We start from the raw sequence: 24740 nt of genomic DNA on the forward strand, positions 1-24740 counted from the left end.
TTTCTTTTTCCTGCCCGCCGTTTTTGTCCAGCCCCAACGGAGAGCTGCCATGACTGATTCCCCCGACCGCGACGAACGCCACCTGGCGCGCATGCTGCGCAAAAAAGCCGTGATCGACGAGCGTATCGCCAATTCCCCAAACGAATGCGGCTTGCTGCTGGTGCTGACCGGTAACGGCAAAGGCAAAAGCAGCTCGGCATTCGGCATGCTCGCCCGCGCCATGGGCCACGGCATGCAGTGCGGCGTGGTGCAGTTCATCAAGGGGCGTAACAGCACCGGCGAAGAGTTGTTCTTCCGGCGTTTCCCCGAGCAAGTGCGTTTCCATGTAATGGGCGAAGGCTTCACCTGGGAAACCCAGGACCGCCAGCGCGACATCGCCGCCGCCGAAGCCGCCTGGGCAGTTTCCCGCGAATTGCTGCAAGACCCGTCCATCGGCCTGGTGGTGCTGGACGAGTTGAACATCGCCCTCAAGCACGGCTACCTCGATCTGGACCAGGTGCTCAGCGACCTGCAGGCCCGCCCACCCATGCAGCACGTTGTGGTGACTGGCCGTGGCGCCAAGCCTGAACTGATCGAAATGGGCGACACCGTCACCGAAATGGGCATGCTCAAGCACGCGTTCCAAGCCGGTATCAAGGCACAGAAGGGCGTCGAACTTTGAATCAGCCCCGTCATTGCCCAGCCGTATTGATCGCCGCACCGGCGTCCGGCCAGGGCAAAACCACCGTCACCGCCGCGCTCGCCCGCTTGCACCGCAACCTGGGGCGCAAGGTGCGCGTGTTCAAATGCGGGCCGGATTTTCTCGACCCGATGATCCACGAGCGCGCCAGCGGTGCGCCGGTGTATCAGTTGGACATGTGGATGGTGGGCGAGCAAGAAAGTCGCCGCTTGCTGTGGGAAGCAGCCGGCGAGGCTGACCTTATTCTCATCGAAGGCGTAATGGGGCTGTTTGACGGCACACCGTCGAGCGCCGACCTGGCGCGGCACTTTGGTGTGCCGGTGCTCGGGGTCATTGATGGCACCGCCATGGCCCAGACCTTTGGTGCCTTGGCCTTGGGCCTGGCGCGCTACCAGCCGGACTTGCCATTCGCCGGTGTGCTGGCCAATCGCGTTGGCACCCTGCGTCATGCGCAGCTGCTCGAGGGCAGCCTCACCGAAGGCCTGCGCTGGTATGGCGCGCTGTCCCGTGAAACGGGGATTGAATTACCGAGCCGTCACCTGGGCCTGGTGCAAGCCAGTGAACTCAATGACCTCGATGCGCGCCTGGACGCCGCAGCCCAGGCGCTGGGCAGCAGCTGCGAAGTGGCGTTGCCGCCGCCGGTGACGTTCGCCGCGCCGCAACTGATTGAGGCTGAGCCGCTGTTGGCCGGTGTGCGTATTGCCGTAGCCCGTGATGAAGCCTTCGCTTTTACCTACGGCGCCAGCCTGGATCTGTTGCGGGCAATGGGCGCTGAGTTGAAGTTTTTCTCGCCGATCCATGATCACCAATTGCCCGACGCCGACAGCCTGTACTTGCCCGGCGGCTATCCCGAATTGCATCACCAGGCACTGTCTGAAAACACCCGGATGCTTGCGGCTATTCGCACCCATCATGCGGCTGGCAAACCACTGTTGGCTGAATGTGGCGGCATGCTCTACCTGCTGGATTCGCTCACCGATGTGGACGGCGCCCGTGCCGAACTGGTCGGCCTGCTGCAAGGCGATGCGGTGATGCAAAAGAAACTTGCCGCCCTGGCCCTGCAAAGTGTCGAGTTGCCCGAAGGCGTGCTGCGCGGCCATACCTATCACCATTCCCTGACCAGCACCGAATGGCAGCCGATTGCCCGCGGCCTGAGCCCCAATGGCGGGCGCGGGGCGGAGGCGGTGTATCGGCAGGGGCGGATGACGGCTTCATATGTGCACTTTTATTTTCCGTCGAATCCAACGGCGGTGGCCGCACTCTTCGCGCCGAGCATTGAGACCGCTATCGCAGCGATGCGGCGACCCGACAAGCCAGCTCCCACAGGGGAATGCATTGCAAATGTGGGAGCGGGCTTGCCCGCGATAGGGCCATGACCAACAACGCCTATCCCCAAGCCGACCGCCAAGCCGTCTACCGCGCCATCGCCGAACGCCGCGACATGCGCCACTTCACCGGCGGCACGGTCGCGCCCGAATTGCTGCACCGCCTGCTCCAGGCCGCACACCAGGCGCCCAGCGTGGGCTTGATGCAACCCTGGCGGTTTATCCGCATCAGCGACCGTCAACTGCGTGGGAATATTCAGCAATTGGTGGAGGAAGAACGCGTGCGCACCGCCGAAGCCCTGGGCGAGCGCTCCGACGAATTCATGAAGCTCAAGGTCGAAGGCATCCACGACTGCGCCGAAGTATTGGTGGCCGCGTTGATGGACGACCGCGAGCGCCATATTTTTGGCCGGCGCACCTTGCCGGAGATGGACATGGCGTCGCTGTCCTGCGCGATCCAGAATCTCTGGCTGGCCGCCCGTGTCGAGGGCATTGGTATGGGCTGGGTCTCGCTGTTCGAGCCACAAGCCCTGGCCGACCTGCTGGGCCTGCCGCCCGGCGCCAAACCCCTGGCCGTGTTGTGCCTGGGCCCGGTGGCCGAGTTCTACCCGGCACCGATGTTGCAACTCGAAGGCTGGACCGAACCACGGCCGCTGAGTGACATGTTGTATGAGAATGTGTGGGGAGTGAGTCAATGAGTGTGGCCTTGCTGTGTGTCGCTGCGGTGGCGCTGGATGCGCTACTGGGTGAACCCAGGCGCTGGCATCCGCTGGTGGCGTTCGGCAATTTCGCCGGGCGCATCGAGCAACGTTTCAACACCGGTGGCCGTGGCTGGCGCAGCCACGGCGTGACCGCATGGTTTATCGCCGTGGTGCCGCTGACACTGCTGGCGACCGCGTTATCGTGGGCGCCCTATATCGGCTGGGTCCTGGAAATCCTGGCGCTGTACCTGGCGCTCGGCATGCGCAGCCTGGGTGAACATGTGATCCCGGTTGCGCAGGCGTTGCGCAGCGGTGACCTGGATGAAGCGCGCAAACGTGTGAGTTATCTGGTCAGCCGCCAGACCAGCGAGCTGGACAGCACCGAAGTCGCCCGCGCCGCCACCGAGTCAGTGCTGGAGAACGGCAGCGACGCAGTATTTGCCGCGTTGTTCTGGTTTGTGGTCGCCGGTGTGCCGGGCGTGGTGCTGTACCGCCTGAGCAACACTCTCGACGCCATGTGGGGCTATCGCAACGAACGCTTCGAGCGCTTCGGCTGGGCAGCGGCCAAGATCGACGATGTGCTCAACTATATTCCTGCACGGCTGGTGGCGCTGACCTACGCCGTTTTAGGCAAAACTCGCTTGGCGCTCAGATGCTGGCGCACCCAAGGCCCCACCTGGGACAGTCCCAACGCGGGTCCGGTGATGGCGGCCGGGGCGGGCGCCCTGGGCGTCGAGCTGGGTGGCGCGGCGATCTATCACGGCGAGCTGCATCAGCGTCCGCAGTTGGGCGAAGGCCCGGCCGCCGATGCCGACGCCATCGACCGTGGCTGGCAACTGGTGCAGCGTGGCGTTTGGTTATGGCTGTTGATCCTCTGCGCGGGGGCGCAATTGTATGCTTGAGCACGGTGGGCGCCTGCGTAAGGCGGTGATTGAATACGGGATTGCCGAGGCCGATTGGCTTGACCTGTCCAGCGGCCTCGCGCCCTGGCCCTGGTCGATCCCGGACATCCCGCTGCGCGCCTGGGCGCGTTTGCCGGAAGCCGACGACGGCCTGGAAAAGGCCGCCTGCGACTATTACGGTGCCGCCCACCTGCTGCCGGTGCCGGGCTCCCAGGCCGCGATCCAGCTGCTGCCGCGTCTGCGCCGCTCCGGCAAGGTTGGCGTGTTGTCGCCCTGTTACGCCGAGCACGCCGAAGCCTGGCGCCGCGCCGGGTATGTGGTGCGCGAAGTGCAGGAGCAGGAAGTCGACTTCTTTCTCGACAGCCTTGACGTGCTGGTGGTGGTTAACCCCAACAACCCCACCGGCCTTAGCCTGAGCCCGCAACGCCTGCTGGACTGGCACGCGCGGCTGGCCCAACGCGGCGGTTGGCTGGTGGTGGACGAGGCATTCATGGACGTCACACCAGAGCTCAGCCTGGCCAGCCACACCCATCATGTCGGCCTGATTGTATTGCGCTCGTTCGGCAAATTTTTCGGCCTGGCCGGTGTGCGCCTGGGCTTCGTGCTGGCTGAGCGCCGGTTGCTGCGGCTGTTGGCCGAGCAGGTTGGGCCGTGGGCCGTCAGCGGGCCGACCCGCGTGCTCGGGCAAGTGTGCCTGCGTGATACCGCCGGGCAGGTTCGTCAGCGTGAGCGCTGTGTCGAAGCGGGCCGGCGCTTGTTTGACCTGCTCGAACGCCACGGCTTTCAACCCCACGGTGGCTGCGCCCTGTTCCAGTGGCTGATCACCCCGCACGCCGAACGCATGCATGAATTCATGGCCCAGCGCGGCATTCTGCTGCGCCTGTTTGTCCACGACAGCAGCCTGCGCTTTGGCTTGCCCGATACCGAGGCAGATTGGCTGCGACTCGACGAAGCCCTGGCTGTCTACAAGGAAGCACCATGAGTACGCTGATGGTGCAAGGCACCACCTCCGACGCGGGCAAAAGTACCCTGGTGACCGCGCTGTGTCGCTGGCTGGTGCGCCAAGGCATCGCGGTGGCGCCGTTCAAGCCGCAGAACATGGCGCTCAACAGTGCCGTGACCGCTGAAGGTGGCGAGATCGGCCGCGCCCAGGCGGTGCAAGCCCAGGCCGCCAACCTGGCGCCACACACTGACATGAACCCGGTGCTGCTCAAACCCAACAGCGACACCGGCTCCCAAGTCATCATCCATGGCCGCGCCGTGACCAGCATGAACGCCGTGGCCTATCACGACTATAAAGCCATCGCGATGCAGGCGGTGCTGGCCTCTCACACACGCCTGAGCGCGGCTTACCCGGTGGTGATGGTGGAAGGCGCGGGGTCGCCCGCCGAGATCAATCTGCGCGCCAATGACATTGCCAATATGGGTTTTGCCGAGGCTGTGGATTGCCCGGTGCTACTGATTGCCGACATCAATCGCGGCGGCGTGTTCGCCCACCTGGTCGGCACTCTGGAATTGCTTTCGCCAACCGAACAGGCGCGGGTCAAGGGCTTCATTATCAACCGTTTTCGCGGCGATATCGCCTTGCTGCAGCCTGGCCTCGACTGGTTGGAAGCGCGCACCGGCAAGCCAGTGGTGGGCGTACTGCCCTACGTGATGGACCTGCACCTGGAAGCCGAAGACGGCATCGACCAGCGCCAGATCGACAAGGCCGCCCAAGTGCTCAAGGTGGTGGTGCCGGTATTGCCGCGCATCAGCAACCACACCGATTTCGACCCGCTGCGCCTGCACCCGCAGGTGGATTTGCAGTTTGTCGGGCCGGGCCAGCCGATTCCGCCTGCCGACCTGATTATCCTGCCGGGCTCCAAAAGCGTGCGCAGTGACTTGGCCTATTTGCGCGCCAACGGCTGGGACACTGCCGTGGTGCGGCACTTGCGTTATGGCGGCAAGGTGCTGGGGATTTGCGGCGGCTTGCAGATGCTCGGCGAGCAGCTGCATGACACGCTCGGGCTGGAAGGGCCGGCTGGCTCCAGTGAAGGCTTGGGGCTGTTGGCGTTCAGTACGACGCTGGAGGAAGAGAAGCAGCTGCGCAATGTGCGTGGGCGCTTGTTGCTGGAAGATGCCGAGGTCAGTGGTTATGAGATCCACGCCGGCGTGACTTGCGGTGAAGCGCTGGCGAACGCCGCCGTGCGGTTGGATGACGGCCGCAGTGACGGCGCCCAGAGTGCCGACGGGCAGATTCTCGGCACCTACCTGCATGGCCTGTTCGAAAGCCCCGCGGCGTGCAGCGCCTTGTTGCGCTGGGCTGGGTTGCAGGATGTGCAGGAGGTGGATTACCACGCCTTGCGCGAGCGCGATATCGAGCGTTTGGCGGACCTGGTGGAAAATCATCTGGATACCGCGTTGTTGCGCAAGCTATGCGGGCTCTGACGGTGTACACCCAGTCCAAATGTGGGAGCTGGCTTGCCTGCGATGGCCATGGCTCAGCCACTGCATGCCTACCTGACTCACCCCACTTGCCGCGGCACACCTCAACCTCTCCACCCGCCGAACAAGGTGCCACCCCATGCATCAATTAATCCTCGGCGGTGCCCGCTCCGGCAAAAGCCGCCTGGCCGAAAAACTTGCCAGCGACAGCACCTTGCCCGTCATCTACATCGCCACCAGCCAGCCGTTGGATGGCGAGATGAGCGCGCGCGTCGCGCATCACCGTGCGCGGCGTCCCGATCATTGGGGCCTGATTGAAGAACCCATCGAGCTGGCCCGCGTACTGCGCGAAAACGCCGCTGCCGATCGCTGCCTGCTGGTGGACTGCCTGACCCTGTGGCTCACCAACCTGCTGATGCTCGAAGACCCGGCGCGCCTGGCGCTGGAGCGCGATCAATTGCTGCAAACCCTGGCTGCACTGCCGGGTGAAATCATTTTTGTCAGCAACGAGACCGGAATGGGTGTCGTGCCGCTGGGCGAATTGACTCGCCGCTATGTGGATGAAGCCGGTTGGCTGCATCAAGCCTTGGCCGAGCGGTGTCAGCGTGTTGTCCTGACGGTTGCCGGCCTGCCCCTGACTTTGAAAGGTACTGCGTTATGACTGACACCTGGTGGCTCAACCCTTGTAAGGCTGTCGACGCCTCAGCGTACGAACAAGCGCTGGCGCGCCAACAACAGCTGACTAAACCGGCCGGTTCGCTCGGCCAGCTCGAAGCTGTAGCGGTGCAACTGGCCGGCCTGCAAGGCCAGGTCAAACCGTTGGTGGACCAGGTGTGGATCGCCATTTTTGCCGGTGACCATGGCGTCGTCGCAGAAGGCGTGTCGGCGTTTCCCCAGGAAGTGACCGGGCAAATGTTGCACAACTTCGTCACTGGCGGCGCAGCCATCAGTGTGTTGGCACGTCAGCTGGATGCGCAGCTGGAAGTGGTCGACCTCGGTACGGTGACGCCCTCGCTGAACCTGCCCGGAGTGCGTCACCTGAACATCGGCGCGGGCACGGCGAATTTCGTCAACGGCCCGGCCATGACTGAAGCTCAGGGCTGCCTGGCGCTACAAGCCGGTCGCGATAGCGCTCGGCGCGCTTTGGCCGGTGGCGCCCAGCTGTTTATCGGCGGTGAAATGGGCATCGGTAATACCACCGCCGCCAGCGCCTTGGCCTGTGCGCTGCTCGATTGCAAGGTCAGCGACCTCACAGGCCCGGGCACCGGTTTGAACGCCCAGGGCGTCAGCCACAAAGTGGCAGTTATCGAGCGCGCACTGGCGCTGCATGCCGGACAGCGCGATGACGCATTGCACACCCTGTTCAACCTCGGCGGGTTTGAAATCGCCGCGCTGGTCGGTGCCTATCTGGCCTGCGCACAAGAAGGCATCGTCGTGCTGGTGGACGGGTTTATCTGCACCGTCGCCGCACTGGTCGCCACGCGCCTGAACCCGGCGTGTCGAGAATGGCTGGTATTCGGCCATGGTGGCGCCGAGCCGGGCCATCGTCACGTACTGCAAAGCCTCAACGCCGAACCCTTGCTGCAGCTCGGCCTGCGCCTGGGCGAGGGCAGTGGTGCGGCGCTGGCGGTGCCGTTGCTGCGCCTTGCGTGTGCGCTCCACGGGCAAATGGCGACATTCGCCGAAGCGGCCGTGGCAGACCGCCCGGCATGACCTTGCACCTGGACCTGTTGCGCCACGGCGAAACCGAGCTGGGCGGCGGCCTGCGCGGCAGCCTCGACGACGCGCTCACCGACAAGGGCTGGGCGCAGATGCGCGCCGCCGTAGCGGAGCAGGGGCCGTGGAATCGCGTGATCAGTTCGCCGTTGCAGCGTTGCGCGCTATTCGCCCAAGAGTTGGGCGCACGCCTGAGTGTGCCGGTGAATCTGGAAAAAGACCTGCAGGAGCTGCACTTCGGCGCGTGGGAAGGGCATAGCGCAGCGGCGCTGATGGAAACCGACGCTGAAGGGTTGGGGCTGTTCTGGGCCGATCCCTACAGCTTCACCCCCCCTGAGGGTGAGCCGGTCAGCGACTTTTCACACCGTGTCCTCAGCGCCGTCTCGCGCTTGCACCAGGCTTATGCTGGTGAGCGCGTGTTGCTGATCAGCCACGGTGGCGTGATGCGTCTGCTATTGGCGCGAGCGCGAGGTTTGCCGCGCGAGCAGTTGTTGAATGTCGAGGTCGGCCATGGTGGGCTGTTCAGCCTGCACGTGGCTGCCGATGGTGTGTTGAAAGAAGGAACCTGACGATGCTGCCGTTCTGGATTGCCCTGCAATTTCTCAGCAGCCTGCCGATTCGTTTGCCGGGCATGCCGCAGCCTCAAGAGCTGGGGCGTTCGCTGCTGTTTTATCCCGTGGTCGGGCTGTTGTTCGGCGTGCTGTTATGGGCGCTGAACAGCGTATTGGCGGGCGCGCCGTTGTTGCTGCATGCCGCCTTATTGCTGACCGCGTGGGTGTTGCTTAGCGGTGGTTTGCACCTGGACGGCCTGGCGGACAGCGCCGATGCCTGGCTCGGTGGTTTCGGCGACCGCGAGCGCACCCTGACCATCATGAAAGACCCACGCAGCGGGCCGATTGCGGTGGTTACCCTGGGCTTGGTGCTGTTGCTCAAGTTCACCGCGCTGGTGGCGTTGATCGAGCAACGTAATGACGCGGCATTGATCCTGGCGCCGTTGATCGGGCGGGCGTCGATGCTGGCGCTGTTCCTTACCACGCGCTATGTGCGTGCAGGCGGTTTGGGTCAGGCGCTGTCGGACCATTTACCGCGGGTTGTCGGCCAACAGGTGCTGATCCTCAGTGGCCTGGCCTGCATTCTGATCGGCGGTTTCAGCGGCGGCATGGCTGTTCTGCTGGCGGCGCTGTGTTTTATCGGCCTGCGCCAATTGATGGTCAACCGGCTGGGTGGCACCACCGGCGACACAGCTGGCGCACTCCTGGAGTTGCTGGAAGTCGCGGTGTTGATCGGTTTGGCTCTGTAACACTTTCTTGCATTTCCTTAATCGCGGGTATATACACGTTCCATGCTTGCCTCCCAATGTTTATGCACCAACCTGCGACGTGCCGCCCGTGGCGTCAGCAGGCATTACGACGGCGCTCTCGACGGCTTCGGGATCAACGTCGCCCAGTATTCTTTGCTGTGCAACTTGCAGCGTCTCGACCAACCGAGCATTTCCAGCCTGGCCGACGCCATGGGCCTGGATCGCAGCACCTTGGGGCGCAACTTGCGGGTGCTGGAAGGCGAAGGCCTGGTGCAGTTGGTCGAGGGTGATGACTTGCGCAACCGCCTGGTGCTGTTGACGCAAGCCGGCGAAGAACGGCTGGCTGCGGCGTTGCCGGCGTGGGAAGCGGCGCAGCAAAAATTGATTGATCAGTTAGGCGCCGAAAAGCGCGAAACCTTGCTGGCCTTGCTGGATGAACTCGCCTGAGCGCGGGTTTGTTCGATTACAAGCGGGTATATACCCGCGAGCGGAGAATAAGAACATGACCTCGATGTGGCGCACCAGTGGTTGGATCCTTGTGGGGAGTGCGCTGATCCTGGCGTTGTCCTTGGGCGTGCGGCACGGTTTCGGCCTGTTCCTGGCGCCGATGAGCAACGAATTTGGCTGGGGGCGTGAGACGTTTGCCTTCGCGATTGCCCTGCAGAACCTGATCTGGGGCTTGGCGCAGCCGTTTACCGGCGCCCTGGCCGACCGTTTCGGCGCGACCAAAACGGTGTTCGTCGGCGGCGTACTGTACGCCGTGGGCCTGGTGTTGATGGGCATGTCCGATTCGGCGTGGTCATTGTCACTAAGTGCCGGCTTGCTGATTGGTATCGGCCTGTCGGGCACCTCGTTTTCGGTGATTCTCGGCGTGGTGGGCCGCGCCGTACCGCCGGAAAAACGCAGCATGGCCATGGGCATCGCCAGCGCCGCAGGCTCTTTTGGTCAGTTCGCCATGGTGCCCGGCACATTGGGCTTGATCGGCTGGCTGGGCTGGTCGGCCGCCTTGTTGGCGCTGGGGCTGATGGTGGCGCTGATTCTGCCGCTGGTGGCGATGCTCAAGGACAAGCCGCTGCCGGTGGTGACTGGCCAGCAAACCTTGCGTGAAGCCTTGAAGGAAGCCTGTTCCCATTCCGGCTTCTGGTTGCTGGCATTCGGCTTTTTTGTGTGCGGTTTCCAGGTGGTGTTTATCGGCGTGCACCTGCCGGCGTATCTGGTCGACCAGCATTTGCCGGCCACGGTGGGCACCACGGTGCTGGCCTTGATCGGTCTGTTTAATGTATTCGGCACCTACACCGCCGGCTGGCTCGGCGGGCGCATGTCCAAGCCGCGCTTGCTTACCGGCCTGTACCTGCTGCGTGCGGTCGTCATTGTGTTGTTCCTGTGGGCGCCGGTCACCGAAATCACGGCCTACCTGTTTGGCATGGCCATGGGCTTTTTGTGGCTGTCTACGGTGCCGCTGACTAATGGCACCGTCGCAACCTTGTTTGGTGTGCGAAACCTCTCGATGCTCGGTGGGATCGTGTTCCTGTTCCACCAAATCGGGTCGTTCCTCGGCGGCTGGTTGGGCGGGGTGGTCTATGATCGAACCGGCAACTACGATTTGATCTGGCAGGTGGCGATTCTGCTGAGCGTGCTCGCCGCCGCGCTGAACTGGCCGGTGCGCGAGCGGCCGGTGGCGCGCTTGCAGGCGCAGATGGAGGCGGCATGAGTGTGACGGCACGGTGTTTGACAGTAGCGGCGCTGGTCGTGCTGATGCTGCTGGCCTGGTGGGGCTGGCAGCGTGGTGGGCTGGCATTGATGCAACTGGGTATGTCGATCTGTTAAGTTCGTGGTCTGGAAATGTTAAGGACTCACGACATGCAGATGCGCTGGCTTGCAGTACCCGTCCTGATGGCCATTGGCAGTGTTGCCATGGCCGCTGATTGCCCACCGTTGCTTGAGGGCCAATTGCCCAAGCTGCGCGCCAAGGAATCCATCGATTTGTGCCAGCGCTTTGCCGGCAAACCCCTGGTTATCGTCAACACCGCCAGCTTCTGCGGGTTCGCGCCACAGTTCAAAGGCCTCGAAGCCTTGTACCAGCGCTACAAGGGCCAGGGGCTGGAAGTGATTGGCGTGCCGTCCGATGACTTCAAGCAGGAAGCCAAGACCGGTGAAGAGACCGCCAAGGTCTGTTACGTGAATTACGGCGTGACCTTCACCATGACCGAACCGCAAAAAGTCAAAGGACCGGATGCGGTACACCTGTTCAAGGTGCTGGCGCAGCAGACCAGCGCGCCGAAATGGAATTTCTACAAGTACGTGGTCGACCGCCAAGGCAAGGTAATTGCCAACTTCTCCAGTTTGACCAAGCCGGACAGCCCGGACTTGATCAAGGCAGTGGAAGAAGCCTTGGCTTCCAAACCCTGATCGTCGGCGATTAAAAAGCCCCGCCTCCTGTGCAGGAGAGCGGGGCTTTTTTAGATTCAGCTGGCGAGCCGGTCAGGCTCGCAGTGAATCAGAACTTGTAAGTCGCACCCAGGCCGTAACCCCAAGCGCTGTTTTTGTACTCGGCGTTGTAGGCGTTGCCCTTGCCGGTACGGTTGACGTTGACTTCTTCTTCCCACAGGTAGGAGACGGCAGCGTCGATCGTCCAGTCTTCAGTAGGGCTGAAGCCGGCACCAAAGCTGACAGCCTTACGGTCGCCAGTCGGGATACGCACCGAACGGTCGGTGTTGTTGGTAGGCGATTGGTCAACCGAGAAACCGGTGCGCAGTACCCACTGTTTGTTGACCTGGAACGAAGCACCGATGGCCGAGGCCCAGGTGTCATGCCAGTTCTGTGGCTCGTTGATGCGACCGATCGGGCCAGCCGCGCCACCCAGTGCAGGCGAAACGCCCGAGTTGTTGACGGTGATTTCTTTCAGGCGGCTCCAACGGGTCCATGTGGTACCCGCATACAACGTCCATTGGTCATCCAGCTTGTGGGTGATGGACATGTCGTAGGATTCTGGGGTGGTGATGTTCAACTTGGCGTCAAAACGCCCGCCGTTGAACGGACCAAAACCACGGCCGGAAATATCGGTGTGACCCGACAGGTTGTAGGAAACCTTGGAGGTGTACGTCAGGCCGATGTTGGTGCTCGCCCATGGCGTCACCAGGATACCGACTTTGTAGCCCCATGCGGTGTCATCGCCCTTGATGTCCACCAGGCCATCATTGCGGCCGAAGGTTTGCGCCAGCGGCGTCGACGAGGTCAGGTTACCGCTGATCTTGTTGAACGTCGGGCCGATACCCACGGACACGTATTCGTTGAAGGCGTAGCTGACAGTCGGCTGGAGGGTGACGACTTTAACGTCACTCTTCTTGCCGTAGTAACGGCCGCCGAAGCTGTCTTCGTAGTTGGTGATCAGGCCGAACGGCGCATACACGCCCAGGCCGAACGCCAGGTCATCGGTCGCTTTTTTCACGGCAAACAACATCGGGACTTTGGTAAAAGGAACCATGTCACCGTCGTTGCTGCTGCCGGGTGGGCCACCGCTGGTGTTTTTGATATCGGTCTTGGCGTCGATAGCTGCGACACCGGCAGTGATTTGATCGCGCTTGAGGCGTGACATGCCGGCAGGGTTGCCAGCGACAGTGCTTGCATCATCGGCAGATGAAGAGCGCCCGGCGAAACCTGTACCCATCCCACTGATGCTTTGCTCGTTGAGGGCAAAGCCGCTCGCGAACAGTTGGGTGGAGGCCATGGCAACGGCGAGGCTAAGTGTGGTCTTGAGCATTACTTTTTTCATTATTAGAACTCCGTGGTGATCACCGCTGCGGAAAGTAACAATAAATTTAGGTTAGCGCTATAGGCTGTAATGCAGGAGATAGAGCGGTTTTGTAGGACAATCCGACCAAAATCGGGGTTTTTAGCCGAATCTTGCAAAACGCCTGGTCAACAAGTGACCTGATTCATGGGTGAAACACAGGTCTGCCAGGCTTGGGTGAAGTCCCGCAGCCGACCTTGTGGGTGAAAAATTTCTTTCCAGATACGTGCCATTGCCAGTACATCGCCCGGCTGCGGCAGGGCAGGGCTGTGCTGCTCCACCAGCAGCCAGGCGATGGCGGTGGCGTAACGCAGATTGACGGTTAACTCAAGCTGGGGCGCACTGAGGAATGCGTGCTGACTGGCCAGGCCGCGTACCAGGCTGGCGCGCTCGGGGTCGCGCGCCAGGTAATGGTCCCAAAGGGCGCGGTGGCGCGGTTCGGTGATGCTGTACAGGCCGTGGCCACGACGGTCGTGCAGGGCCGAGCCGAGTTCCGACTGGCTGGCAGCAATGCCCAGCAGCAGGGCTTCGGCTGTCGCATTATGGCGGCCGAGGTAAATCAACGTCGGCCGGATCACATAACGACACAATTCGCTGGCGGCGATACCCATACAAGCCTCGGTCCATGAAAGTGGTCGACGGTGCCTGAGAGGGGGCTTGGCAGCTGTGAATCGGATCTCAGGCCCGTCGCAAGCGGATCAAGCCGCTTGAGTTGAAGTGTAGTGTCATATTTACGATGTAAAGGACTGTTTTTAAAACATCTTCTTCATTTAGTTATAACGTTTATATCTATTTGAACTTAGCGAAAATGTTTCAATGCCGAATTTCAGGCAATAAAAAACCCTGCTTTTTAAACAGGGTTTTTGTGTTTCAGCGACTCGGGTCGATCAGGCAGTCAGTGCCTGACGGGTACGCTCGATCACGGCCTGCAGCGGCTCTGCGCTGGAGTATTGATCGGGGTACAGGCGTTCGCTGTGACGAGCGATGCCGTGTTCGTTGACCAGGGTGAAGCTGAAGCAGCCTTTGCGAGCGGCCATGATCAGGCAGTTCATTGGTGCAAAAGCGTTGGTGAGGGTGCGAATGGCATCCTGAGTGTGGATTTGAGCGTTCATATTATTGGTGTTCCTACAAATGACACGGATAAGAACCGTGCAGCGTTAAAACGTTCCAGTAACGTTGATCACCATTGATCAAACGAAGAACCGACTGGAACAAAGCAGCCAGTTTGAAGCGCTATTAAGTTGGCGCGCTTGGGCTGGCAGGTAGGTACTTAGGAGGGCAGGCAGCACAACAGGGGCAAAGGTTCTGGGCCCGGGGTGAAGATCCTGATCAATTTGCAGGTTGGTTCGGTCAGAGTATTGAGACTTCGCGGCACCCTTTGCATGTTCAAAGGCAGTGTCGTCGCAAGTGATACCTGGAAACCATCGAGGTGGTCGGTCCCGTGTTGTTCAGGGGAGTTGTTCGACCAGAATTGACTTTCAGCTTGGTACTAACGCCGCGGATAGTAACGGATCGAAACCGGGAAGGGAAGCGGCTGAGCAAAAAACTTTTATCAGCTGCCTAGAAAACCACGATAGACCAGCACTGTTACGGCGGCCGCCAGCGAGCAGCCCAGCACGTAGGCCGCGAGGGTCAGGCGCCAGGAGCGGCCGGTTTCGATCACCTTCATCACGTCGCGCATGTCATTGATCCGGCCTTCACCCAGCTCGATGCACAGGCTTACCGCAGTAAAGGCCGCTGATAACAGGATGGCGATGGCAAACAACGCCCCGTCAGGCGAGGGCAAAGCTGCATTGATTCCCAATGATGTCGCGCAGATGGCGAGCAGCAACACGGCGAACAACAGGATTCCTTTCATCTGCGCCTACAGGAGAGTGACATCGTTGGTGCAGCAGTGTGGCGAGCGCGGGCGGTTTTGAAAAGTGCTCTGTTTTGCAGGCTGGTTGCTCTGTGGCGGTAACATTTTCGGACAGATTGAAGCAAAAAGTGTCGGCGATATAACCAGTGGATGGGTACTTGTGCACATTCGTTGCGCGGTGTGTAACCACTCTGTCAACTGCCCGCAAGTGCCGTCGTTTGCCTGCAACGAAAATTTAAGTCAATGAAAAACATCGCTTTTTTTTATTGGTGAAAAAATCGTCAGTTTGACTGCGGCCCCCGTTTCATGGGGCTTTGAGCGGGTTAAAGGTGGGTTGTCCACTGAGTTATCCACAGCTTCTGTGGATTGTCCCGAGCGCTTGCTCTAGAACGGGCGTGTAGGATTTATCCAGCTTTACCTGCGCGAAAAAAAGAGTAGAGTGGCGCGCCTTCCAATCTGTCCCACAGTGCTTTATGAAGTTTCGCTCAGTATCACCCTCTGTTACCGATACCCCTCAAACTGTTACCACACCCAAGCGATTTTCGTTGAAGGTTGCCTTGTGGCTGCTCGACAGCCCGCGGCTGGGGCATAACGCCAACATCAAGCACTTCGCCGGGCGCTTGCTCAAGCAGCCGGCCCGCGATGGCGTGGTCGCCGCTCAAAGTCGGCTGGGCCAGTTGATGTGCCGCGAGTGCGGCAACGCCCGCGACCGCCGCATTGGCCACGACCTGCTGCGCCTGGCGGCTCGCGCTGGCGACCGCCGCGCCCTGCGCGAGTTGGGGCAGGTCGAAGACTGAGCTGTCCTCAAGCCCCATGCTTGGTTAACCTTGCTCCTTTTCGGTGATGGCAGAAATGGCTATGGTTTTTGACTGGACCAGTATTGCCTTGGGTCTGGCGGGTGCAGCAGTGCCTTTATTGGCCCTGTGCTGGCAGATTCAACGTCGACTGACCGCGCGCATGACCGGTTGGGAGCTGCTCGAAGAGCGCCTGGCAACCGCGCAACTGGCCCAGGAAGGGCTGGCCGCGCAACTGGACGCCAGCCGCGATGAAATCAGCGACCTCAGCCAAGCCAATGCCGCGAAACAGGCCGACCTGGCCGCCATGCGCCGCGAAGTCGAACTGCTGCAAATCGACCGCGATAACGCCCGCGATGCCGCCCATGCCTGGAACCTCGACCGCAGCGCCAAGGAAACCGAGCTGCGCCGCCTCGATGCGCTGTCAGCTGCCTTGCGCGCCGAATTGCGTGAACAACAGGACAGTCATCAACAACGCCTCGCCGACCTGCAAGGCTCGCGCGATGAGTTGCGCGCGCAGTTTGCCGAGCTGGCCGGGAAGATCTTCGATGAGCGTGAGCAGCGTTTCGCCGAAACCAGCCAGGAACGCCTGGGCCAGTTGCTTGACCCACTGAAGGAACGCATCCAGTCCTTCGAAAAGCGTGTGGAAGAAAGCTATCAGAACGAAGCCCGCGAGCGTTTTTCCCTGGCTAAAGAGCTTGAGCGTCTGCAGCAATTGAACCTGCGCCTGTCAGACGAAGCCACCAACCTGACCCGTGCCCTCAAGGGCCAGAAGACTCAGGGCAACTGGGGCGAGCTGATTCTTGAACGGGTACTGGAACATGCCGGGCTGGAGAAGGGCCGCGAGTACCAGACCCAGGTGAGCCTCAAAGGGCCGGACGGCGAGCGCTTCCAGCCGGACGTGCTGATCATGTTGCCGGGCGACAAGCAGGTGGTGGTCGACTCCAAGGTCAGCCTCACGGCCTATCAGCAATACGTCGCGGCAGATGATGAGGTGATTGGCCAGGCGGCCCTCAAGCAGCATGTGCTGTCCCTGCGTAACCACGTTAAAGGCTTGGCCGGCAAGGATTACAAGCGTCTGGAAGGGCTGCACAGCCTGGATTTCGTGTTGCTGTTCGTGCCCATCGAGGCCGCATTTTCCGCCGCCCTGCAGGCCGAGCCGAACCTGTTTCAGGAGGCGTTTGACCGCCATATCGTGATTGTCAGCCCCACGACCTTGCTGGCTACCCTGCGAGTGATCGACAGCCTGTGGAAGCAGGAGCGCCAAAGCCAGAATGCGCGGGAAATTGCCGAACGGGCCGGCTGGCTGTACGACAAATTCGTGCTGTTCATCCAGGACCTGGATGAAGTGGGCAACCGTCTACAACAGTTGGATAAGGCTTACAGCGCGGCGCGTAACAAGCTGACAGATGGGCGTGGGAATCTGGTCAGCCGTACCGAGCAATTGCGGTTGCTGGGTGCGCGTGCGAGTAAAAGTCTGCCAGCGGATTTGCTTGAACGGGCGATGACCGATTCAGACGGTGTGGCGCATCTGCCTGAGTAAATGCAATCCATAATGTGGGGCCGAGTACACTCTGTTTAAAGCGGCAAATGCCGACTCAACAGCGCCCGCAACGCCGCCGGCTTCACCGGCTTGGCCAAGTAATCCAACCCTGCCGCATGCACCTCGGCCACCATCTCCGGTCGCCCATCGGCACTGATCACCACCCCGGGAATCGGTTCTGCCAACTGCGCCCGCAGCCAGCCCATCAGCTCCGTGCCCGTCTCGCCGTGGTCCAGGTGGTAATCCACCAACGCCAGTTGCGGGCGCACGCCCTCGGCCAGCAGTGCCGCGCACTGCGCCTGGTCGGTGGCCGTCCACACTTCGCAGCCCCAGCGCGTCAGCAGGCTGCGCATGCCGATCAGGATGCTTTCCTCGTTATCCACACACAGCACCTGCGCGCCGCTTAATGGCAGTCCATTGTCTGGCGCGATCTTGGCCTGCGGGCTGGCCTGGTTACGCGCCAGCGGCACGCGCACGCTGAACACGCTGCCTTTGCCCGGCCACGAGCGCACGCTCAACGTATGCCCGAGCACGCGGCACAGGCCGTCAGCGATTGCCAAACCCAGGCCCAGACCCTTCTCGGCGCGGGTCTGGTGGCTGTCCAGGCGCTTGAACTCTTCAAAGATGACCTTCTGTTTATCCAGCGGGATGCCAGGGCCACGGTCCCACACTTCCAGGCACAATTCGTCCTTGCGCCTGCGCACGCCCAAAAGCACGGGGCCGTCGGCATAGCGGAACGCGTTGGTGAGAAAATTCTGCAGAATCCGCCTGAGCAACTTGATGTCACTGTCTATCCGCAACCGGCTGCCGCGCAGGCGGAAGCGCAGGTTCTGCTCCTGAGCCAGCGCCTTGAATTCGGCGCCGAGGGTGTCGAACAGCTCGTTGAGCACAAAGGGCTGCCGCTGCGGGTTGATCTTGCCGTTTTCCAGGCGTGAAATATCCAACAAGTCGCTGATCAAGTCTTCGGCCGAGCGCAGCGAGCTGTCCAAATGTTGCACCAATTGCCGCGCGTCGGCAGACAGGCCGTCGTGCTGGTGGGAAAGGGCTGCGGAGAACAGGCGTGCAGCGTTCAAGGGTTGCATCAGGTCGTGGCTGACAGCCGCAAGGAAGCGGGTCTTCGACTGGCTGGCGGATTCGGCCACGCCCTTGGCGTCGGTCAAAGCGACATTGAGCTGGGAAAGCTCATGGGTACGCTCGGTCACCCGTTGCTCAAGGCCTTCGTTGGCCTCGGTCAGCGCCTGCTCGGCCTCCCGGAACGCAGTGATGTCGGTAAAACTCATGACAAACCCACCGCCGGGCATCGGGTTGCCGATCAGCTCAATCACGCGGCCATTCGGGAATAAACGTTCGGAGGTGTGCGCGCGGCCTTGGCGCATCCAATGCAGGCGGCGCGCTACGTGCACCTGGGCCTCACCCGGCCCACACAGGCCGCGCTCGGCGTTGTAGCGAATAATGTCGGCAATCGGCCGGCCCACGCTGATCAGGCCTTCAGGGTAGTTGAACAGCTCCAGGTAGCGGCGGTTCCAGGCCACCAGCTTGAGGGACTGGTCGACCACACTGATGCCTTGGGTGATGTTTTCGATCGCGCCTTGCAGTAATGCGCGGTTGAATTGCAACACCTCGGAGGCTTCGTCGGCGATGCGTACTACGTCCTCCAGCTGCATCTCCCGGCCTTCAATCGCGGCTTTTACCACTGCGCGTGTCGAAGAGGCGCCGAGCACGCCGGCCAGCAGGCGTTCGGTGTGGGCGATCCAGTCGTTATCGGCATTCTGGTTGGGGTTGAAACCTTTGCCTTGGCGATAGGCAAATCGGATAAAGCTCTGCTCGGCGCGTTCCTTGCCGACAAAACGTGCCGCGAGGCTGAGCAGGTCGCTGATTTGCACCGACAGCATCGAGCGCGCATTGGCGCGCTGGCTGATTTCCTGGCCGATAAAGCGCCCGGCCTGCCAATGCTCGGATACCCGTGTGCGCGACAGCATCGAGACCCACACAAACAGCGTGAAATTGCCCGCAAGAGAAAACACAGTACCCAGGGTCAACGAGGTGACGGTGAAACCAAAGGGGTGCGAATGCATCCACGTCAGGCCGGGGAAAAGGCTCAACGACCACCCCAGGCTTTTCGCCGTCACCGGCAGGACCAAGGTGTAGAACCACAAGAAAGTGCCAGCCGCCAAGCCGGCAAATACGCCTCGTCGGTTGGCCTGCTTCCAATACAACGCGCCAAGCATCGCTGGCGCCAGTTGGGTAACGGCGGCGAACGCGATCTGGCCGATGGTTGCCAGGCTCGCGCTGGAGCCGAGCAGGCGGTAACTCACGTAGGCCAGCAACAGGATGATCACAATGCTGACGCGGCGCACCGACAGCATCCAGTGGCGGAACACTTCGAACGGCCGCTCTGCGCTGGAGCGGCGCAACAGCCACGGCAGCAACATGTCGTTGGAGACCATGGTCGACAAGGCAATGCTCGCCACAATCACCATGCCGGTGGCCGCCGAGGCGCCGCCGATAAACGCCAGCACGGCAAGGGCCGGGTGCGCTTCGGCCATGGGCAGGCTGATCACGTAGGAGTCCGGCAATACCGAGGCGGGCAAGAGCATTTTGCCGCCGAGGGCGATAGGGATGACGAACAGCGCGGCGAGGATCAGGTACGCCGGGAACACCCACTTGGCCAGGCGTAAATCCTGCGGGTCGATGTTCTCTACCACGGTGACGTGAAACTGCCGGGGCAGGCAGATAATCGCCATCATCGCTACGCCGGTCTGCACCACCATCGATGGCCAGTTAATGGTTTCTGTCCAGTATTCCTCAAGGCGCGGGGCGAGCATGGCCTGGCTGAACAGATCGCCAAAACCATCGTATAGGCCGAAGGTCACGAATGCGCCTACCGCCAGAAAGGCGAACAGCTTGACCAGGGATTCAAACGCGATCGCCAGCACCATGCCACGGTGGTGTTCGGTGGCATCGAGGTTGCGGGTACCGAACACAATGGTGAACAGCGCCAATACCAGCGACACGATCAACGCGGTGTCCTGGGCGCGGGTGCCGGTGGTGTCGGGGCCGGAACCGATCAACAGGTTCACGCCCAGCACGATGCCTTTGAGTTGCAGAGCGATATAGGGCAGCACGCCGACCAGGCAGATCAGCGCCACCACCACCGCCAACGATTGGGATTTGCCGTAGCGTGCGGCGATAAAGTCGGCAATGGAGGTGATGTTTTCCTGTTTGCTGATCAGAATCATCTTCTGCAACACCCAAGGTGCCAGCACCAGCAGCAGGACAGGTCCCAGGTAGATCGGTAAAAACGCCCACAGCTGCTCGGCGGCCTGGCCTACGGCGCCGAAGAAGGTCCAACTGGTGCAGTAAACGGCCAGCGACAGGCTGTATACCCAGGCACGTATTCGTGGCGGTAGCGGCGCGTGGCGGCGATCACCGTAAAAGGCGATGGCAAACATAATGGCCATATAGGCCAGGGCAACGGCGGCGATCAGCCCGCTGGACAGCGTCATGGTAACTCCGAGCATAAGAACACCCGGGCATTCCGAGCCCGGTGGGACAGTCTCGCATGATGCTGGGGGTTAGTCAGTGTCGACCAAGGTCGTGTGGGATCGAATGTCGCAGCGCGTGTTCAACGCGGTGGCAGGGTTTTCTGACGCAAGATGTAAATGCTCACCAGCACTGCACTGGTCAGCATAAACCCACGTGCCCAAGGCAGCGGCACCAGGTAGCAGGAAAAACCAATGCTCAGCCACATCAGGCCGATGGCGTAGACCTTGCCCTTGAGCGGAATGCCATTGCCGTCCAGATAGTCTTTGATCCACGGCCCCAGGCGCGGGTGTTCCACCAGCCATTGGTAGAAGCGCGGGGAGCTTCGAGCGAAGCAGGCGGCTGCGAGCAGCAGGAAGGGCGTGGTCGGCAATACCGGCAGGAAGATACCGATCACTCCCAGCGCTACGCTCAGCCAGCCGATGGCCAGCAGCACGTAGCGCAGGAGCAGTGAGCGCTTGCCCATGGGCGTCATGGGCAACCGACTCAGTGGTGACGTGGCTTGAGGATCGCCGGTTTTTCGTCAGGCGCATTGCACAGCAGGTACAAGGCGGTGAGGGCTTCCGGGATCTGTACGATCATGTCGTCCATCAGGTTGGCATCGGCGGCGATGTCGGAGAATTCCGGCTGGTCGTCGAACAGGCCCGAACCGACCATGATCGGCAGCAGCATTTCGCTGACTTCTTCCTCGGCAGTTTCGAACCAGGCGGCTTCGCGCAGGAACACACCTTCCATGAAGCCGATGCACCAACCGCGCAGGTCGGAGTCATCCGGCTCCTCGCCCAGGTCCAGCTCGCACGGCAGCTCGAATTCCTCATCGGAAGCCAGCTGGCGACCAATGTGGGCCTTGAGGGCCAGCAGGGTGGATTCGATTTCTTCGCGTTGGGCGGCGTCGGCGTAGTGCGGTTCTTCGGCGAACAGCGCGTCGATCCATTCACGGTCGGGCACGACGTCGGCGCAGATCGACAGGGCGGTCAGGTAGCCGTGAGCGGCCACGTAGTCCAGCGCCTCGTCATGCAGCTCATCGGCGTCGAGGAAGGCTTGCAGGCGGGTTAGTTGCTCAGCGAAGGACATTGAAGGGCTACCTTGGGAATAAACGATGCGCAATTCTAGGCTTTCTTGAGCGTCCAGGCCAGCTGCAAGGCATATTTGCCGGGTTCTGGAGCGGGGTGACTATTCGTCAGTGGCGCCCTTTGCCAGGTAACGCTCGGGTATACTGCCGCGTTTTGTGATGCCCCTGCAGGCCAAGCGCCAATCCGCGAAAACTTCGCTTACGGATTATTTCCCGTGAAGCGGTGTTTTTTCGGCCAGCCTGTACAGAGGGATTTCGGCACCATTTTGGAGTTTTACATGCTCGAACAGGCTCAACGCGTCCTCAAGGACATCTTCGGCTACGACAGTTTTCGTGGCCGCCAGGGTGCGATCATTGAGCGCGTGGCCAGTGGCGGTGATGCCCTGGTCCTGATGCCTACCGGCGGCGGCAAGTCGCTGTGCTTCCAGGTGCCGGCGCTGTTGCGCAATGGCTTGGCCGTGGTGGTGTCGCCGCTGATCGCGTTGATGGACGATCAGGTCGCCACCCTAGAAGAACTCGGTGTCGCCGCCGCCGCCTTGAACTCCACCTTGAGTGCCGAACAGCAGCGCGAGCTGGCTGCGCGCATCAAGCGCGGTGAAGTGAAGATGCTCTACCTGGCGCCAGAACGGCTGGTGCAGCCACGCATGCTGGCCTTCCTGCAAAGTCTGGAAATTGCGCTGTTCGCCATCGACGAAGCCCACTGCGTGTCGCAATGGGGCCACGATTTCCGTCGCGAATACCTGCAACTGGGCCAACTGGCGGAATTGTTCCCCGACGTGCCGCGCATCGCCCTGACTGCTACCGCCGACAAACGCACCCGCGAAGAAATCGTCGAGCGCCTGCATCTGCAGAACGCCGAGCGCTTTCTGTCGAGCTTCGACCGGCCGAATATTTTTTACCGCATCGTGCCCAAGGAACAACCGCGCAAGCAGTTGCTGGCGTTCCTGTCCGAGCGGCGCAGCGACGCAGGCATCGTGTATTGCCTGTCGCGCAAGAAGGTCGATGAAGTGGCCGCGTTTCTCTGCGAGCAAGGCTACCCGGCGCTGCCGTATCACGCGGGGCTGCCCAATGACACGCGCTCTGCCCATCAGAAGCGCTTCCTCAACGAGGAAGGCCTGATCATGGTGGCCACCATCGCGTTCGGCATGGGCATCGACAAATCCAACGTGCGTTTTGTTGCACACATGGACCTGCCAAAGTCCCTTGAGGCCTACTACCAGGAAACCGGTCGCGCCGGCCGTGATGGCCTGCCGGCGGATGCCTGGATGGTCTACGGCCTGCAAGACGTGGTGATGCTCAAGCAGATGTTGCAGAACTCCGAAGGCGACGAGCGCCACAAACGCCTGGAACAACACAAGCTCGATGCCATGCTCTCGCTGTGCGAAGAGACCCGCTGCCGCCGACAGACGCTGCTGGCGTATTTCGACGAGGACATGCCCGAGCCATGCGGGCACTGTGACAATTGCACCGATGGCGTACAGACCTGGGACGCTACCGAGCCGGCGCGCCAGGCGTTGTCGGCCATCTACCGTACCGGCCAGCGCTACGGCGTGGGGCATCTGGTGGACGTATTGCTGGGCAAGGACAACGAGAAAGTGCGCAGCTTCGGCCACGAAAAACTCTCGGTGTACGGCGTCGGCAAGGCGCGCGCCGAAGGCGAATGGCGTTCGTTGTTCCGGCAGATGGTCGCGCGCAACCTGGTGGACATCGACATCGAAGGCTACGGCGGCTTGCGCCTGAACGACAGTTGCCGGCCATTGCTCAAGGGCGAGGTGAGCCTGGAGCTGCGCCGCGACCTTAAGCCGCAAACCACCGCAAAAAGCAGCAGCACCAGCCCGGCCAGCCAATTGGTGCGTGGCGAAGAACGCGAACAGTGGGAAGCCTTGCGCACCCTGCGGCGCAAACTGGCGCAGGAACACAGCGTGCCGCCTTACGTCATCTTTCCCGACTCCACGTTGCTGGAGATGTTGCGCGAGCAACCGACCAGCATGGCCGAGATGGCCAAGGTCAGCGGCGTGGGTGCGCGCAAGCTGGAACGCTACGGCCAGGCCTTCCTCGAGGTGCTCGGCGGCCAGGCCGAGGCGCCCAAGGAAGTCGCCGACATCCGCCATGAACTGATCAGCCTGGCACGTGCCGGCATGACCCCGATCCAGATCGCCGGCCAGCTGCAATGCTCGGAAAAAAACGTCTACACCTTGCTGGCTGAATCCATCGGCAAGCAACAGTTGTCGTTGGAGCAGGCCCTTGATTTACCGGAAGATTTGCTCGGTGAAATCCAGGATGCCTTCCTCGACGGAGAAGGCGAATTGCCACCTGTCACGGAGATCGCACCGCTGTTTACCGGGCGTGTTCCTGAGGGGGTTTTGTATTGCGTACGTGCCGCTTTGCAGTCTGAATTCGAAATTTAATGTGCCAATTACGACAATGTAACGAATCAGTACATAGCACCACTTGCCTCCTGGCATGGCTCATGCTTAGCTGACTAATAATTAGCCACATTCTATTTTCAGTCTAAATCATGAGTTTTTTATGCCGTTAACCGAACAACACCGCTTTGGCATGCAGTTGGCGCAAATGTCCCGAGGCTGGCGCGCCGAACTCGACCGCCGTTTGGCGGGGCTGGGCTTGTCCCAGGCGCGTTGGCTGGTGCTGTTGCACCTGGCCCGTTTTGTAGATGCGCCCACCCAGCGTGAACTGGCGCAAAGCGTCGGCGTAGAAGGTCCGACCCTGGCGCGCCTGCTCGACAGCCTTGAAGGCCAGGGCCTGGTGCAGCGCCAGGCGGTGCTGGAGGATCGTCGCGCCAAACGCATTCTGTTGTGCGACACCGCCCGTCCGTTGATTGATCAGATCGAAACCATCGCCACGGCCTTGCGCCATGAGTTGTTCGTGGGCGTGGATGAAGAAGATTTGCGCGTGTGCATGCGCGTGCATGGGCACATTCTGGCGAACCTGGAAAAGTCCTGAGGTGTGGCGAGGGAGCTTGCTCCCGCTGGGCTGCGTAGCAGCCCCAAAGCCATCAACCTCGTTGCACCTGAATGATCGCATTCACCGCATTGGGGGCGCTTCGCACCCCAGCGGGAGCAAGCTCCC

24 protein-coding genes are annotated in these 24740 nt (G+C 61.4%); 17 read left to right on the forward strand and 7 right to left on the reverse strand.

From position 1 onward, the window contains the following. The first annotated feature begins 49 nt into the window (after window positions 1-49). From cobO to AOA62_RS13200, 13 genes are all read left to right on the forward strand, one after another. A complete protein-coding gene (gene cobO, locus AOA62_RS13140) occupies window positions 50-661 on the forward strand; it encodes a cob(I)yrinic acid a,c-diamide adenosyltransferase (protein ID WP_010208674.1) in 612 nt (203 codons plus the stop codon). Beyond that, window positions 658-2055: a cobyrinate a,c-diamide synthase gene (locus AOA62_RS13145; RefSeq protein ID WP_099548859.1), complete on the forward strand. Its 1398-nt coding sequence runs from the start codon at window positions 658-660 to the stop codon at window positions 2053-2055. The genes cobO and AOA62_RS13145 overlap by 4 nt, the downstream gene beginning before the upstream one ends. Beyond that, entirely contained in the window at window positions 2052-2702 is a 651-nt protein-coding gene (gene bluB, locus AOA62_RS13150) for a 5,6-dimethylbenzimidazole synthase (protein WP_017134890.1), read from the forward strand. The genes AOA62_RS13145 and bluB overlap by 4 nt, the downstream gene beginning before the upstream one ends. After that, window positions 2699-3607, forward strand: a complete 909-nt coding sequence (gene cbiB / locus AOA62_RS13155) for an adenosylcobinamide-phosphate synthase CbiB (protein WP_017134891.1) — start codon at window positions 2699-2701, stop codon at window positions 3605-3607. The genes bluB and cbiB overlap by 4 nt, the downstream gene beginning before the upstream one ends. Next, window positions 3600-4589, forward strand: a complete 990-nt coding sequence (gene cobD / locus AOA62_RS13160) for a threonine-phosphate decarboxylase CobD (protein WP_017134892.1) — start codon at window positions 3600-3602, stop codon at window positions 4587-4589. Before cbiB ends, cobD begins: the two co-directional genes overlap by 8 nt. Beyond that, window positions 4586-6037: a cobyric acid synthase gene (locus AOA62_RS13165; RefSeq protein WP_099548860.1), complete on the forward strand. Its 1452-nt coding sequence runs from the start codon at window positions 4586-4588 to the stop codon at window positions 6035-6037. Before cobD ends, AOA62_RS13165 begins: the two co-directional genes overlap by 4 nt. Before the next feature lie 136 nt (window positions 6038-6173). Continuing rightward, a complete protein-coding gene (gene cobU / locus AOA62_RS13170; RefSeq protein WP_099548861.1) occupies window positions 6174-6695 on the forward strand; it encodes a bifunctional adenosylcobinamide kinase/adenosylcobinamide-phosphate guanylyltransferase in 522 nt (173 codons plus the stop codon). After that, window positions 6692-7747: a nicotinate-nucleotide--dimethylbenzimidazole phosphoribosyltransferase gene (gene cobT, locus AOA62_RS13175; protein ID WP_017134895.1), complete on the forward strand. Its 1056-nt coding sequence runs from the start codon at window positions 6692-6694 to the stop codon at window positions 7745-7747. Before cobU ends, cobT begins: the two co-directional genes overlap by 4 nt. After that, entirely contained in the window at window positions 7744-8319 is a 576-nt protein-coding gene (gene cobC / locus AOA62_RS13180; RefSeq protein ID WP_017134896.1) for an alpha-ribazole phosphatase family protein, read from the forward strand. The genes cobT and cobC overlap by 4 nt, the downstream gene beginning before the upstream one ends. Before the next feature lie 2 nt (window positions 8320-8321). After that, window positions 8322-9050: an adenosylcobinamide-GDP ribazoletransferase gene (locus AOA62_RS13185; RefSeq protein ID WP_017134897.1), complete on the forward strand. Its 729-nt coding sequence runs from the start codon at window positions 8322-8324 to the stop codon at window positions 9048-9050. A 42-nt stretch (window positions 9051-9092) separates the two neighbouring features. Further along, the gene (locus AOA62_RS13190) at window positions 9093-9497 is read left to right on the forward strand and encodes a MarR family winged helix-turn-helix transcriptional regulator (protein ID WP_017134898.1); all 405 of its coding nucleotides are present in this window, start codon (window positions 9093-9095) and stop codon (window positions 9495-9497) included. Between the two features lie 64 nt (window positions 9498-9561). Continuing rightward, window positions 9562-10761, forward strand: coding sequence for an MFS transporter (locus tag AOA62_RS13195; protein WP_178075639.1), 1200 nt, complete (start codon window positions 9562-9564; stop codon window positions 10759-10761). Between the two features lie 149 nt (window positions 10762-10910). Beyond that, window positions 10911-11459 carry a glutathione peroxidase gene (locus AOA62_RS13200; protein WP_017134901.1) on the forward strand — a complete coding sequence of 183 codons (549 nt, stop codon included), beginning with the start codon at window positions 10911-10913 and terminating at the stop codon, window positions 11457-11459. Between the two features lie 88 nt (window positions 11460-11547). Here the strand turns inward: AOA62_RS13200 and AOA62_RS13205 are convergent, their stop codons facing one another. The 4 genes from AOA62_RS13205 to AOA62_RS13225 form a co-directional block, all read right to left on the reverse strand. Further along, window positions 11548-12822 (reverse strand): OmpP1/FadL family transporter, encoded by a 1275-nt coding sequence (locus tag AOA62_RS13205; protein WP_017134902.1) that lies wholly within the window; start codon window positions 12820-12822, stop codon window positions 11548-11550. A gap of 146 nt (window positions 12823-12968) precedes the next feature. Further along, the gene (locus AOA62_RS13210; protein ID WP_017134903.1) at window positions 12969-13451 is read right to left on the reverse strand and encodes a hypothetical protein; all 483 of its coding nucleotides are present in this window, start codon (window positions 13449-13451) and stop codon (window positions 12969-12971) included. A gap of 276 nt (window positions 13452-13727) precedes the next feature. Next, window positions 13728-13952: a hypothetical protein gene (locus tag AOA62_RS13215; protein WP_005790139.1), complete on the reverse strand. Its 225-nt coding sequence runs from the start codon at window positions 13950-13952 to the stop codon at window positions 13728-13730. A 440-nt stretch (window positions 13953-14392) separates the two neighbouring features. Then, window positions 14393-14698, reverse strand: a complete 306-nt coding sequence (locus AOA62_RS13225) for a hypothetical protein (RefSeq protein ID WP_099548862.1) — start codon at window positions 14696-14698, stop codon at window positions 14393-14395. 473 nt (window positions 14699-15171) lie between these two features. Here AOA62_RS13225 and AOA62_RS13230 point away from each other — a divergent pair, with 473 nt between their 5' ends. Together AOA62_RS13230 and rmuC are read left to right on the forward strand one after the other, a co-directional pair. Further along, the gene (locus AOA62_RS13230; protein WP_099548863.1) at window positions 15172-15495 is read left to right on the forward strand and encodes a hypothetical protein; all 324 of its coding nucleotides are present in this window, start codon (window positions 15172-15174) and stop codon (window positions 15493-15495) included. 175 nt (window positions 15496-15670) lie between these two features. Beyond that, complete coding sequence (gene rmuC, locus AOA62_RS13235) at window positions 15671-17035, forward strand: DNA recombination protein RmuC (protein WP_163005473.1); 1365 nt, start codon at window positions 15671-15673, stop codon at window positions 17033-17035. A 35-nt stretch (window positions 17036-17070) separates the two neighbouring features. Here the strand turns inward: rmuC and AOA62_RS13240 are convergent, their stop codons facing one another. The 3 genes from AOA62_RS13240 to AOA62_RS13250 all read right to left on the reverse strand — a co-directional run bounded on the left by AOA62_RS13240 (window position 17071) and on the right by AOA62_RS13250 (window position 21652). Then, a complete protein-coding gene (locus AOA62_RS13240; RefSeq protein WP_017134907.1) occupies window positions 17071-20541 on the reverse strand; it encodes a PAS domain-containing hybrid sensor histidine kinase/response regulator in 3471 nt (1156 codons plus the stop codon). 119 nt (window positions 20542-20660) lie between these two features. Then, the gene (locus AOA62_RS13245; RefSeq protein ID WP_169984834.1) at window positions 20661-21053 is read right to left on the reverse strand and encodes a YbaN family protein; all 393 of its coding nucleotides are present in this window, start codon (window positions 21051-21053) and stop codon (window positions 20661-20663) included. 11 nt (window positions 21054-21064) lie between these two features. Next, a complete protein-coding gene (locus tag AOA62_RS13250; RefSeq protein WP_017134909.1) occupies window positions 21065-21652 on the reverse strand; it encodes a YecA family protein in 588 nt (195 codons plus the stop codon). Window positions 21653-21928: 276 nt separating this feature from the next. Between AOA62_RS13250 and recQ the strand changes: the two genes are divergently transcribed. Next, the gene (gene recQ / locus AOA62_RS13255) at window positions 21929-24058 is read left to right on the forward strand and encodes a DNA helicase RecQ (protein WP_017134910.1); all 2130 of its coding nucleotides are present in this window, start codon (window positions 21929-21931) and stop codon (window positions 24056-24058) included. A 121-nt stretch (window positions 24059-24179) separates the two neighbouring features. Continuing rightward, the gene (locus tag AOA62_RS13260; protein WP_017134911.1) at window positions 24180-24614 is read left to right on the forward strand and encodes a MarR family transcriptional regulator; all 435 of its coding nucleotides are present in this window, start codon (window positions 24180-24182) and stop codon (window positions 24612-24614) included. The last annotated feature ends 126 nt before the right edge of the window (window positions 24615-24740 follow it).

Source organism: Pseudomonas sp. 2995-3, assembly GCF_002742565.1.
Lineage (GTDB): Bacteria > Pseudomonadota > Gammaproteobacteria > Pseudomonadales > Pseudomonadaceae > Aquipseudomonas > Aquipseudomonas edaphica.